The sequence below is a fragment of the Methylicorpusculum oleiharenae genome, assembly GCF_009828925.2.
Taxonomy (GTDB): domain Bacteria; phylum Pseudomonadota; class Gammaproteobacteria; order Methylococcales; family Methylomonadaceae; genus Methylicorpusculum; species Methylicorpusculum oleiharenae.
Genome location: NZ_WUTY02000001.1, coordinates 3,351,613 through 3,363,744, shown reverse-complemented (window position 1 = coordinate 3,363,744; position 12,132 = coordinate 3,351,613). Strand labels below are relative to the sequence as shown.

Annotated in this window: 13 protein-coding genes; 7 read left to right on the top strand and 6 right to left on the bottom strand. The window is 48.3% G+C overall.

What is annotated here, in order from left to right; translation table 11 throughout:
- Positions 1 to 5: 5 nt before the first annotated feature.
- The 3 genes from GO003_RS15220 to GO003_RS15210 are packed head-to-tail and all read left to right on the top strand — an operon-like array spanning position 6 to position 1,955.
- A complete protein-coding gene (locus tag GO003_RS15220; RefSeq protein ID WP_159658762.1) occupies positions 6 to 617 on the top strand; it encodes a LemA family protein in 612 nt (203 codons plus the stop codon).
- Positions 583 to 1,455 (top strand): TPM domain-containing protein, encoded by an 873-nt coding sequence (locus GO003_RS15215; protein ID WP_231089016.1) that lies wholly within the window; start codon positions 583 to 585, stop codon positions 1,453 to 1,455. Before GO003_RS15220 ends, GO003_RS15215 begins: the two co-directional genes overlap by 35 nt.
- On the top strand, positions 1,449 to 1,955 hold the full coding sequence (locus tag GO003_RS15210; RefSeq protein ID WP_159658761.1) for a TPM domain-containing protein: 507 nt from the start codon (positions 1,449 to 1,451) through the stop codon (positions 1,953 to 1,955). The genes GO003_RS15215 and GO003_RS15210 overlap by 7 nt, the downstream gene beginning before the upstream one ends.
- 374 nt (positions 1,956 to 2,329) lie before the next feature.
- On the opposite strand, the gene GO003_RS15205 is transcribed toward GO003_RS15210, so the two are convergent.
- The 3 genes from GO003_RS15205 to GO003_RS26220 form a co-directional block, all read right to left on the bottom strand.
- Entirely contained in the window at positions 2,330 to 2,536 is a 207-nt protein-coding gene (locus GO003_RS15205; protein ID WP_159658760.1) for a DUF6494 family protein, read from the bottom strand.
- An 80-nt stretch (positions 2,537 to 2,616) separates the two neighbouring features.
- Positions 2,617 to 3,672: an IS701 family transposase gene (locus tag GO003_RS15200; protein ID WP_159655360.1), complete on the bottom strand. Its 1,056-nt coding sequence runs from the start codon at positions 3,670 to 3,672 to the stop codon at positions 2,617 to 2,619.
- A gap of 451 nt (positions 3,673 to 4,123) precedes the next feature.
- The gene (locus tag GO003_RS26220) at positions 4,124 to 4,258 is read right to left on the bottom strand and encodes a hypothetical protein (protein ID WP_269144405.1); all 135 of its coding nucleotides are present in this window, start codon (positions 4,256 to 4,258) and stop codon (positions 4,124 to 4,126) included.
- A 398-nt stretch (positions 4,259 to 4,656) separates the two neighbouring features.
- On the opposite strand from GO003_RS26220, the gene GO003_RS15195 reads away from it, so the two are divergent.
- From GO003_RS15195 to GO003_RS15185, 4 genes are all read left to right on the top strand, one after another.
- The gene (locus GO003_RS15195; RefSeq protein ID WP_159658917.1) at positions 4,657 to 5,166 is read left to right on the top strand and encodes a hypothetical protein; all 510 of its coding nucleotides are present in this window, start codon (positions 4,657 to 4,659) and stop codon (positions 5,164 to 5,166) included.
- Between the two features lie 79 nt (positions 5,167 to 5,245).
- Positions 5,246 to 5,959 (top strand): hypothetical protein, encoded by a 714-nt coding sequence (locus GO003_RS15190; protein WP_159658918.1) that lies wholly within the window; start codon positions 5,246 to 5,248, stop codon positions 5,957 to 5,959.
- 160 nt (positions 5,960 to 6,119) lie between these two features.
- The gene (locus tag GO003_RS26215) at positions 6,120 to 6,242 is read left to right on the top strand and encodes a hypothetical protein (RefSeq protein ID WP_269144404.1); all 123 of its coding nucleotides are present in this window, start codon (positions 6,120 to 6,122) and stop codon (positions 6,240 to 6,242) included.
- A gap of 251 nt (positions 6,243 to 6,493) precedes the next feature.
- Positions 6,494 to 8,052, top strand: a protein-coding gene (locus GO003_RS15185; protein ID WP_231088785.1) for an IS3 family transposase whose coding sequence is annotated in 2 segments (ribosomal slippage) — positions 6,494 to 6,956 and positions 6,956 to 8,052 — 1,560 coding nt in all. Because the reading frame shifts where the segments join, the coding sequence is not laid out codon by codon here.
- A gap of 8 nt (positions 8,053 to 8,060) precedes the next feature.
- Here the strand turns inward: GO003_RS15185 and glgB are convergent.
- The 3 genes from glgB to smbP all read right to left on the bottom strand — a co-directional run bounded on the left by glgB (position 8,061) and on the right by smbP (position 11,864).
- Complete coding sequence (gene glgB / locus GO003_RS15180; protein ID WP_159655777.1) at positions 8,061 to 10,205, bottom strand: 1,4-alpha-glucan branching protein GlgB; 2,145 nt, start codon at positions 10,203 to 10,205, stop codon at positions 8,061 to 8,063.
- A gap of 87 nt (positions 10,206 to 10,292) precedes the next feature.
- Positions 10,293 to 10,931, bottom strand: coding sequence for a topoisomerase DNA-binding C4 zinc finger domain-containing protein (locus tag GO003_RS15175; protein WP_231089015.1), 639 nt, complete (start codon positions 10,929 to 10,931; stop codon positions 10,293 to 10,295).
- A 510-nt stretch (positions 10,932 to 11,441) separates the two neighbouring features.
- A complete protein-coding gene (smbP, locus tag GO003_RS15170; RefSeq protein WP_159655773.1) occupies positions 11,442 to 11,864 on the bottom strand; it encodes a small metal-binding protein SmbP in 423 nt (140 codons plus the stop codon).
- Positions 11,865 to 12,132 lie beyond the last annotated feature (268 nt).

Genomic DNA, 12,132 nt, shown 5'->3' with positions numbered 1-12,132 from the left:
TTGATATGTTTAAATGGCTAATGACTTCATTCATGGTAATGACCTTGTCCGGTTGCGGCTATAACACACTGCAATCAGGTGATGAAAACATCAAGGCTGCGTGGGCGGAAGTACTGAACCAATACCAGCGCCGTGCCGATCTGGTGCCTAATCTGGTAAACGTGGTGAAAGGCTACGCGGCGCACGAAAAGGATGTGCTGACCGAAGTGACCGAGGCGCGCGCCAGGGTTGGTGCGATGCAAGCCACGCCTGAACTGGTCAATGACGAGGAAGCCTTCAAGAAATTCATTGCTGCGCAGGGGCAAATGACCAGCGCCATTTCACGCTTGTTGCTGGTAGCGGAGAATTATCCGCAGCTGAAAGCTGATGGCTTGTTCCGCGACTTGCAGGCGCAACTGGAAGGCACGGAAAACCGCATTACCGTGGCACGCAACCGCTATATTGAAGCGGTAAAGGAATACAACATTACCGTGCGGTCTTTCCCCACCAATTTCACCGCAATGCTGTTTGGCCACAAGACCAAACCGAGTTTTACCGTAGAAAACGAACAGGCTATTGCGCAACCGCCAAAAGTCGATTTTAATGCGCCGGCATCGGCCGGGGCTCCAGGTAAGTAAGGTATCCCTGATGTTGCCTTCAGTGCGCTACGAATTCGGGTTATTGCTGCTGCTGGTTTTGGTAGCAGCTTGGGCGCAGGTTCCGGTTCCTGACTTATCGCAACGCGTCACCGATCTATCCGCCACGCTGAGCGTAGCGCAGGTGAACGCGCTGGAAACGAAGCTGGCGGCATTCGAAGCCAAACAGGGTAGCCAGATCGCGGTTCTGATCGTCCCTACGACCCAACCCGAAGATATAGCCCAGTTCGGCATACGGGTTGCCGACGCATGGAGGATCGGCCGGGAAAAGGTCGATGACGGTGTCATTCTGATCATAGCCAAAGACGATCGAAAACTGCGGCTGGAAGTCGGCTATGGCTTGGAAGGCGCTATCCCGGACGCGATCGCCAAACGGGTGATTGCCGAGACCATCACGCCGTATTTCAAAGCCGGCGATTTTGCGGGCGGCATTGATGCCGGGGTGATGAAACTCATGCGCCTGATCGAAGGCGAGGCTTTGCCGGCGCCACAGCAACAGCCGAACGATCGAGGAGACGATGGGGCTTTTATGTTCCTGCTGTTCGCCGGCATAATTACGGGTTTTGTGTTGTCCTCGATGCTGGGACGGGTAATGGGCGGAATGCTCGCAGGTTTGGGCAGCGGCATGGTGGGCGCTCTGCTGTTTGGCTTGGGTTTCGCAGCGGTCCTGATCGGGATAATGGTTTTTTTCATTATCGGTGTTCGTCACCGTGGTGGCGGTGGATGGTCTAGCGGTGGGGGTGGATTTGGCGGAAGCGGCGGCTCATGGGGAGGCGGCGGTGGTGGTTTTGGCGGAGGAGGAGCATCCGGATCATGGTAAACATTAAACGCTGGTTCATTCATGCGTTCATGCCGCCTTGGCGGTGGCGTGTGGCGTTTCCTGCGTCATTGCTCGGCGAGATTGATATGGCTGTAGAGCAGTCCGAATCTCTGCACCGGGGCGAACTTCGTTTTGCTATCGAAAATGCCCTTGCTCCCTCTTGGGTGTGGCAAGGTATGTCAGCGAGCCAGCGTGCAACCGAAGTCTTTTCAAATTTGCGGGTATGGGACACCGAAGAAAACAGCGGTGTGCTGATTTATCTGTTGCTGGCCGACCGGGAAGTCGATCTCGTTGTGGATCGAGGTATTGCCAAGCTTGTACCACAGGCTGAATGGGACACAATAGCCGAGGCCATGCAGAAAGAGTTTCACCGGGGCGATTTCCGGCGAGGGGCTTTGGAAGGCATCGAACGTATTACGAAGATTCTGGCTACCCATTTCCCTTCCGACGCAACCAATAAGAACGAACTTTCCAATACGCCGGTCATTGTTAAGCGATGAAAGCTCGGTAGAAAGAGGTCGGGATTCAGGCCTGCATGCTCAGATAAAGGCAAACGTAACCTTTTTGACCTTCAGCGTGCACCGTGTTTTTGCTGTTGGTATATTTCGGTCCTCGTCCTTCCCCTGAAGCTAAAATAAAATCGAAAAACAAACTCAATGGTTCTTTGTGAAATACATTGGACAACTTCTATTGCATATGCAATCTATTGTTTTAGCGAGGTTATATTTGTTTGAGAGGGAAACTTATTCGCTTCATTGTGAATTCAAACAAAGACCAGCTGTTAATCTATGCTGAAAATACTATTTAGTATCGCTTTTAATCCAAACTTATTTTTCACCTTAAATTGAATGAATCGACGATCTACAAAATAAAATCACTCCAGAGCGATTTCTCCTTCAATGCAGTAAATTAGGCCAATAGCGGGTATATTTAGAGTCATTTTTAGCTCTAATTGTTCTACGCCACTTATAGCTTTAGATTCAATCGCTTTCATGATTGCATGTTCAATTTCACGCTGGGATGTAACTCCCACATTTTTCAGATATTTTCTGATTTCCATGTTTAAGGTATCTTCATTCATATTGACCTCCGGAGCCGACAGCAGAACAAGCAATTAAAATTTATTTCATCTAAGGGCTTATTCATATTTGATAAACGATGTTACGCAGCCCGTAATTTCTGCAACTCTGCATAAGCTATCTGGTTAGCTTTTATGAAAAGTTTAGCCCGCATGGCGAAATGGTTGGTTTTATGTTTGATCTTCAAACATTCCAGCTTGAACACGGCATAGATGGTCATGAATATGTGGTTGTTTTGGGTGGTGACGGTGCGGGTAGGCGACTTTGCCAGCCCCGCATTGGATTTTAATGATTTATGGAACTCCTCGACCTTCCACCGTTTTTCATAGAGGGTTGAGGCTTGTCCGCCGTCGCACGCCAAATCGCTGCACACCAGATTCAACAAACCGGTGCTGCCGTCTTTGTTTGTAAAGACCCGCCGGACGAACAGCACTTCCTGGGGGAAGCCCTTCATCCAGCCGCGCACCGCCTGTTGATCCGTCAATTCCAGCTGACTGATCCGCACAAAGCGCCCTTCGTTCTTGTCTGTTTCGGTCAACGCCACCAAGCGGTTGTCCTTCAAGGCGCTGATGAAGTGTTTGCCTTTCTTGAGGATGAACTCGAAGTTCTCTTTCGACGCAAACCAGCTGTCGGTCAGGACATAGCGGAACTTGATGGCGTTCGCCACGCAGGTGGCGACCATTGACCGCATCAGTTCGTTCTTGGTGAACTCCGCCGCCCGCTTGACCTTGCGGGTTTTTATGTCGCAAAACTGATGGGGCTTCTTCACCACTTCGAAGGCGACCGGGATCGACACGTCCCCGCTGTGGTACAACGCATTCAACAGGTTGATGCCTTTGACCGAGCGGCCTTTGCAGTGGTCATAGTGCCAGCACATCATCTCGTTCTCGTCAGTAAACGCCTTCTCCTGGACGGTGTCGTCGAAGATCAGACAGCCGTCGTCCCGCTCGATCTGACGCACGGTGGGTTTGACATCAACCCACAGGTCTTTTGAGGTGTATAGCCTCGCGGACAGGTGGCGGGTTATTTGGTCATGACTCACTTCACCGTCGAGCATCGCCGACAGGCTGGTCGCCGTTGCCAAGCCTTGGTTGCAAATCAGGTAGTCTGTATAGAGCGCTGTTTTTTCTTTATCCATCCTGAAATGATACGCTTTTTGGGATGGGGCTGCGTAACATCAGTTTGATAAATTTGAATCGTGGATCATCATGTATTTCTCCTAATGCTTACATTTCTTTACCATACTGTCATATGAGCGGCTAACTTACCGATAAAAAAAGTAAGCAAGGTCTGGGGGGGTTAATTAATCGTCGCTGCGGCCAAGGACAAAGATATATTGATCACTCTCCCCCGTCCCTTTCCATCTGTCGATAATGCATCTGGAGTCGGATCGAAAGATACTCAAATGATGATGCAAAATTAACTTTTTGTAGGCGAAATCAAAAAGTTTTTAGCTCACTCTGATAAATCTCACTTCATCAGCCACCAACCACTTCTATAAAATTTAGTTACATAGGGATAACGATCATATTCCATGATCACACACCTCTCTAAAAGTTCATACCCCTTTTGTTTCGCAAATTCGCGATTCAGCTTTCACAAAGCGGCATATGGTCAACCAACAAATCAGCAGCATTGCCTTTACCAAGACGGATATAAGGTTTTGCCATGATGAAGCTCCTAAATTGAATGTTGAGGTTTAAATGACCGAACTCACCTGTCATTAAAGCGTAACTCGTCGATTTGTAACACTGAATGTTGAGTCTTAATAGGTTTAAACACAGTCTGCATTCTATTAAATTGAAGTATATCAGATTAAGATGTTACTCATTTACGAAGGAAACCTTACCGTCCCCGCAATGGCTGGAACGGCAACGCCAAAAACTTTAGGACCTTGCTGGTTATCAAACCTTGTGAGTTGAACCGTCTATTAAACCAAGCCAAAAAACGATTAAGCGCACCGATCCACGGATCAGTTTAGCCAAATAACCAACCCATAAATAGGATATAAATCATTCGCTTAATGTGAAAATGTTTATTTTTGTTTTTTCCTGTAAAGCTTAATGTAACAGCGACTGGCCAGCATCGACCAGCCTCATTTTGTTTCATCAGGAGAACTGTCATGAAATTTCATCTCAAAACATTTATCAGTGTATTTATCGCTACTTTTGTAGTTACCGTCAGCACCGTATTTCCACAAATGGCTACCGCCAAATGGACGCGGACTCACGCCTCAAGCTGTATGACATTGGGTGGCGCACCTATCGATACGAGCTACGCCATTTACAATAACTCAACCACAGCAGAAATGTATGCATTATGCGCCGTGGATGATTCCGATTATTTGTTAAAACAAAACCTTACCACACTCAATATCCATGGCTGGGATGGTAACAGTACACTTAAAGCTGCGGCAATGGCCTGTCGTTCGCTCTGGCATACCACCGGCGGTTCTTGCGGGACCTTGGTTGAAACCGCAGTGGGTAAGCAACACTTCACCCTTCAACCCAGCCGTAGCCAATGGAACAGTACCACAACAGCTGATTTTGGTTATATCTGGGTTAGATTGCCACGCAAAGAAACCACTGGCGGTATAAGCAGTCTTCGGGGCTTTTATACCTTTGGTAATTAACTACTTAGCATTGCCTGTTTGACAGAGAGGGCCGGACAGCCCTCTCTACACTGGCTCAAACCCCGTTCGGAGACCCCTTATGAAAACGTCTGTTAGCAATACCCTTTTACCTGTAGTATCCGGCGTCATTTCCGGGATTATTGTGGTTGTCGTGGGTTCCCTGTATTTAAAAAATGACTACAGTACAGAAAGCCAAGCACCCAATGCCGGACACTCGCCCACAATGTCGTCAAATAGTCGCACGTCTGTCAACCTTGCCGAGCAAAACCGTGAGGTATTAAAAGCTAATGACGAAAGAATGCGCAGTCTGGAGCAACGGCTAAGCATGTTAGCAACTAAAAATAATACTACCGATAACCCAGAACAAGACGAAATCAGCGCCGCAAATCAAGCCGATGCCGAGGTCGCCAACCAACTGTCACCTGAAGATGCGAAAGCGGCCGACTTGCAATGGTGGGAAGACAGCAAAGTTGCGTTTAAACGCGAACCCATCGATCGAAATTGGGCCGGCGCCACCCAAAGCCTATTCGAAGAAGACCTTGCGCAACTGGCTGCTAATCAAGGTGATTATTCGATTGTGAGTACCGAATGCCGCACAAACTCCTGTGCTATCGTCCTACGTTGGCCCTCTTACGGCGCGGCCTCAACCGGATTTACCGAATTGTTGCATCATGCCTATTCAACAAATTGCGCGAAAAGCACTCTACTGCCTGAACCGGGCGATGCCACTGATAATCAACCCTACGAGATGACGATTCTGTTTGATTGCTCTGAATCCAGACAGCAAAGCTAATCGTGGTCTTTGCTTTTTTTCTCATCCAAACGATCGGCAGGAGATAACGGGATTGCGCCCGTTATCTCTCCTTTACAATCGGGCATCCGGTTTTCCGCAGCCGTCCGTTGAACCCAGTAAATGATAATGCTTTAACATTTACGTTTCTTATTCGGAAACAATGACACAACGTCTTGGCGTCCTGCTCAATTTGCCGAGTATCGGTGTGATCGGCAATAGCAAAGCATCTGCCGTCATCCAACACCCGATGGAGTTCGTTGCTTATGGGGTTTATTCTGCATAAAGGTACGTAACGCACCAGTGGACATCAAACCCCATTATCAGGCACTTCATGGTTACCAAAAGGAAACATTCCTTGTTCCTAATAAATCTCCATTACTGCAAATAAACAGTATTGTTTGCGTCATCCGTTTTACGTCAGTTCTATTTTCAAAATAATTCCAGCCAATGGCGGCAATGTCAGATTGATCGAGTGGGCTTGGTGCCCTCTGTGTCAGGATAGTTGTCGCCTCTAAAATTTTATAGAGGTACAAAATGCAAACCCGTTATAGTGAAGAATTTAAACAGCAAGCCCTGAGTAAAGTATTGCAACGCGGTGATAAAAGCATTCAATCGATTGCCGATGAATTGACTATCAGTGTGTTTACTCTGAAAGGCTGGCTTAAACAGACACGATCCAAATCAACAACAAACACTATGAAACAACAACGTCCTAAAGACTGGACTCGGAAACAACGGTTTGAAGCCTTGCTAGTCAGCGCGAGCTTGGAAGGTGAAGCACTCAACGCCTTCTGCCGTGAACGAGGTTTGTTTACCCATCACCTGCAAACGTGGCAACAAGACTTTATTAAACCTCTTGAGGTCACCGAACCCAGCCAAGTCTCAAGGAAAGCCTTGAAACCCTTGGAGAACGAGATTGCACAACTGAAGAAAGACCTGCAACGCAAGGAGAAAGCCTTGGCAGAAGCCGCCGCTTTGTTGATCCTTCAAAAAAAGTGCCACGCGTTCTGGGAGGAAAAGGCGCCATGATCCCTCTTGCAGAACGCACCCATTTACTCACCTTATTTAACGAAGCGTTTGATCACGGAGCCCGTAAAGCCAAAGCTGCCGAGGTGATGGGCCTACCGCTGCGCACGTTACAACGTTGGCAACGTCCCGAAGCCGTGCCGGTTGACGGTCGCACGCGCCGTCAACACGTGCCTTGTAATCGTTTGAGTGACGAAGAACGCGCTCAGGTATTAGCCCTAGCCAACAGCGATGAGTTCAAAGACAAAACACCGCATCAGATCGTGCCGATGTTGGCCGAACGCGGTGAATATTATGCGTCGGAGTCGACGATTTACCGCATTTTTCGCGAGGCGAAACAAGTCAAACACCGTCATGCCTGCCGTCCATCGGTCGAGCGTAGTAAGCCGAAAGCCCTCACCGCGACGGCACCGAAACAACTGGTGAGTTGGGATATCACCTATTTGACCAGCCTCGTCAAAGGCCAGTTTTTCTATCTGTATCTGTTCATGGATATCTTCAGTCGCAAGATTGTCGGCTGGCAAGTTTATGAACAAGAAAACAGCGAACTGGCGGCCGATCTGATCACGGATCTCTGCCAACGAGAAGGGATTCCACCGCACCAGTTGGTGTTACATTCCGACAACGGCAGCCCGATGAAAGGGGCAACGCTGTTGGCAACCTTGCAGCAGCTTGGCGTCACACCCTCGCGGAGTCGCCCGGCGGTGAGTAATGACAACCCGTATTCCGAGTCGTTGTTCAAAACCCTAAAATACGACGCCCAGTATCCGACCCAACCGTTTGCCTCGGTCACCGCCGCCAGGGACTGGGTAACCGACTTTGTCGACTGGTACAACCATGAGCATCGGCACAGCGGCATTCAATTTGTAACGCCTGAGCAACGTCACACGGGTGAAGACCGGGCGATCCTGAGGCAACGCCAAGCTGTTTATGAGGCCGCTAAGGCCAAAAAACCGGAGCGCTGGAGTCGAAATATCCGAAACTGGGAATGGCAGGCAGAAGTCTGTTTAAATCCCGATAAACCGAGCGATAGTGCGGTAAAAAATACCGACACTACCGTTCATTAATTTTCAACTCATGCGACAACTACGTTGACATTTACCGGGTGCATCCAGGGTATGGGTTCAGAAACTACCTGGCCATTGGTAGTATTGCTGCCATCATACAAACGTGAATCAGAATTAAAAATCTCATGATAGGTGCCGGCTTCGGGCACGCCTATGCGGTAATTCTCTCTGACTACCGGGGTAAAATTGAGCACGACGATCAGCTCCTGATTACCACCTTTACGGCGATAACTGATGACGGATTGCTCGACATCATGGCAGTCTATCCATTCAAAGCCCTGGTAAACAAAGTCCTGTTTGAACAAAGCTGGCTGTACCTTGTAAACATTGTTTAACTCTTTTATCAGGGTCTGAATGCCTTTATGATGCGGGTAATCCACTACATACCAGTCCAACGACTGATCAGAATTCCATTGAGTACCCTGACCAAACTCACACCCCATGAACAGCAGCTTTTTACCTGGATAAGTGAACATCAACGTATAAAGCAGGCGAAGATTGGCAAACCGTTGCCATTCATCACCGGGCATTTTATTGAGAAGTGACCCTTTGCCATGCACGACTTCGTCATGTGAAAATGGTAACGTGAAGTTTTCAGTAAAAGCGTAAAGCATACCAAAGGTCAGTTGGTCATGATGAAAGCGTCTGTGGACAGGATCCACGCTCATATAAGCCAGAATGTCATTCATCCAGCCCATATTCCATTTCATGGAAAACCCCAGCCCTCCGACCCAGGTAGGCCTGGTAACCCCCGGCCACGCGGTTGATTCTTCGGCCATCATTACCGTTCCAGGAAACTGCTGATGGGTAATCGAGTTCAGTTCTCTAAAAAAAGCGATCGCTTCAAGATTTTCATTACCACCGTAGATGTTGGGAAGCCAGTCATTCTCTTCACGCGAATAATCCAGATAAAGCATCGAAGCGACGGCATCCACTCGCAAACCGTCAAGATGAAATTCTTCCATCCAAAAGACGGCACTGGCCAGTAGAAAATTTCTGACCTCATTACGGCCATAATTATAGATTAAGGTACCCCAGTCTCTGTGCTCGCCTTTCCTGGGGTCTTCATGTTCGTAAAGAGCGCTGCCGTCAAAACCCGCCAGCGCAAAGGAATCTTTGGGGAAATGGGCGGGTACCCAGTCCAGAATTACACCAATATTGTTCTGGTGACAGGTATCCATAAAATAACGAAAATCATCCGGTGAACCGTGACGACGGGTGGGAGCAAAGTAACCCGTGGTTTGGTAGCCCCAGGAGACATCCAGTGGATGTTCGGTAATGGGCATGAGTTCTATATGTGTAAAACCGAGCATTTTTACATACTCAACCAACTCAACAGCGAGGTCGCGATAGCTAAGAAAATTGCCGTGTGCGTCGCGTTTCCACGAGCCCAGATGAACTTCATAAATAGACATGGGTTCATGCAGCCAGTCATGACTGCTTCGACTTGACATCCACTGCTGATCTTGCCATGGGTAGGCGCTATCTTGCACCACAACAGATGAGGTATTGGGGCGCAACTCAAACTGTTGTCCATACGGGTCTGTTTTCACCAGCACGTGGTTGCTTTGCCGATTTAAGATTTCAAATTTGTATAAACAACCTGCGCTAAGTCCCGGTATAAACAGTTCCCAAATACCACTGCCGCCCAAGCTGCGCATGGGATTGCAACGACCATCCCAGCGGTTAAAGTCGCCGATTACGCTGACTCGTCCGGCGTTGGGTGCCCAGACGGTAAATAAAACGCCATCGATAGTGTCAACAGTATGCTGATGCGCGCCCATTTTCTGGTAAATGTGCCAGTGTTTGCCCTCAGCAAACAAATGCCGATCAAATTCTGGCAATTGGACGCCGAAGTCATAAGTATCGTAATTCGTGTGTTGACTGCCGTCTTTATCGATCCAGACTAATTGATAATGCTTTGGTAATTCGTTTGGTTGAGCGGTATATTCAAAAAAGTCCGATCCAATTATGCGAGGTATGTCGGGGCCATCGTTGGCAAAACGGACCGATTCCGCGTACGGTAAATAAACCTTAACATTGATTAGCTTGTCGTGTGGATGGCGACCCAAAACAGAAAAAGGATCGTGATGTTTTGCTTCAATGATTTTTATCGATTCACTGTCTAGCTTGTTCCTGGATTGATCTTTCACGTATGAGGCCTCTAGTAACTGGGATAGTGAGCTTGAATGTTAACAAATTAAACAACAATCTAATAACCTCTTCCGCTAGTTTAATGATCAAAAGGCTAACGCATATCTGTTATCCAGTACCCAGGGAGTTTCAGCATCGGATAAAAGAGGGCCTGGTGATTGCCAGCTTGTACGCAACGAAGTCGGGGCGGTTTTTCGGAACACCGGGTTCGTACCTTTTTGATACCAAGGGTGGAGTCGTCGCGCTCCGAGGGGTTGCCGGCATTCTCGCCGATTTTCCCGGGAATGGGACGGTGCGCCCGGTGTCGCCGACAAATAGCACATCGCCGGTAAACACACCCAGCATTTGTCACCGGCGGCCTTGACGAAAAGCGCGTAGGACATGCTCTTTTCACGCATGCCGCTGCCGCACCATTGGCAGGCTGCCTCGGTATGCGTGCACAGTGGATACTGGCTGCATCCAAAAAAACTGCCGTGTTTGCTGTCCCTGGCCACCCTATAATCGGTTTCGCATTCGCTGCACAGAATGTCGGCAATCTTGTCCTGAAAACCCTCTCCGGTAAATTCGTCAACGTTAATCTCGTAGCCCTGATCGACCAACTCGCGGACAAAATCAGAAGCCTTATCGGCATCACTTATCAAATACACATGATATCGCGCGCGAGTCAGTGCCACATAGAGCAAACGGCGTTCCTCGGCGTGAGCGAATTCTTCCGCTTTCGGCAAGAGCAATTCCAATAACGGATGCGTTGCTTTCTCCGAAAAAGTAAAAAAGTAAAAAAATTTATGCGGTTATGATTAATCCAGTCTGGTCGGAGTAAAGTCAAATTCCGGATATTGCATGTCATTGGAGCGCGGCCATGTGACCCTTCATCATATTTTAAGCTTTCTCGGGCCGAGCTCGGTTTGCTTCATGTTATCTTGCTTCAAAAAATCACATTTGACTGATTGCATAGAAGTTGACAGCGGTGAGTCGATCAACGTTACCTTACAATGAGCGAAAGGGGTCAATTTTTGCCTGCTAAATCAATGGTTTTTTGCTCATTGCACTGACGGTTGTCGTTATCATTGCTGAATTCACGGATAAATCCCGTGAAAACTTTAGTGCCATTTGTTAATTAGCACCCAAACGTTTAGAAACCCGCTGACATTACCCCAATAAAGAAAGAGGCGGAACTCCATTGGTATGGTAGAGGCCGCCTCCTTTTCGATAAGCTGAATTACGAGTAATTTGACCTATTTGTTCAGTTCCTTATGACCACGGATTGGCCATTTACCGGCAGAAGGTTTTGCCGCATCTTCAGCGGCTGGAGCCGATTCCGATTTAGGTTGAGCGGCCTTGATGTGTTCCACGGCTTCTTCGGCAGAAGGTGTAGCCATGTCTGCGTGATCCAATTTACCGTGTTCGATCGAATATTCCAGAACCTTGACCGCGGCTTCCAAATGCATTTTTTCCTCACCTTCTGCCGTTTCCAGCGCTTTCAATGTATGCTCTAGAGCCGCTTCGGCATGTTCGACCAGAATCGAAGCATGGCCCATCTTGCCGTGTTCGGCGGCGGCATGAGCCTGTTCTAATGCCACTGCAGTATGATCTTCGGCCAAAACCAACTGGCTGGCCCCTAATAACAATCCGATGGTCATCGTTTTCAATAGCTTCATGGTGAATATCCTCTTTGTGATGTCGTTATAGTAAGATTTTTTGAACGTAAACGCTTCAGTTTACCGATGTCACTGAGTCAGTGAAATAGGGAAAACTAAGGCGGAAAACCTCATCAAACCGTTATCCCTTCACCCGTTTTTCAGCGTCTTGTGACGCATGCCGGTACGCAACGCAACAACCTGTCCGAGATACTGCACATCCTCTGCAGGCAGGGGGCCCGTATGAGTACTATTCATGAAGATGCGGGTGACTTCAGATGCTGACCCG

Bases quoted from the DNA above. Each gene is read 5' to 3' on its own strand.
- GO003_RS26220 (WP_269144405.1), bottom strand. From the start codon at position 4,258: ATGACAGGTGAGTTCGGTCATTTAAACCTCAACATTCAATTTAGGAGC.
- GO003_RS15215 (WP_231089016.1), top strand. From the start codon at position 583: ATGCGCCGGCATCGGCCGGGGCTCCAGGTAAGTAAGGTATCCCTGATG.
- GO003_RS15210 (WP_159658761.1), top strand. From the start codon at position 1,449: ATGGTAAACATTAAACGCTGGTTCATTCATGCGTTCATGCCGCCTTGG.
- GO003_RS15205 (WP_159658760.1), bottom strand. From the start codon at position 2,536: ATGAATGAAGATACCTTAAACATGGAAATCAGAAAATATCTGAAAAAT.
- GO003_RS26215 (WP_269144404.1), top strand. From the start codon at position 6,120: ATGACACAACGTCTTGGCGTCCTGCTCAATTTGCCGAGTATCGGTGTG.
- GO003_RS15220 (WP_159658762.1), top strand. From the start codon at position 6: ATGTTTAAATGGCTAATGACTTCATTCATGGTAATGACCTTGTCCGGT.
- GO003_RS15195 (WP_159658917.1), top strand. From the start codon at position 4,657: ATGAAATTTCATCTCAAAACATTTATCAGTGTATTTATCGCTACTTTT.
- smbP (WP_159655773.1), bottom strand. From the start codon at position 11,864: ATGAAGCTATTGAAAACGATGACCATCGGATTGTTATTAGGGGCCAGC.
- GO003_RS15190 (WP_159658918.1), top strand. From the start codon at position 5,246: ATGAAAACGTCTGTTAGCAATACCCTTTTACCTGTAGTATCCGGCGTC.
- GO003_RS15200 (WP_159655360.1), bottom strand. From the start codon at position 3,672: ATGGATAAAGAAAAAACAGCGCTCTATACAGACTACCTGATTTGCAAC.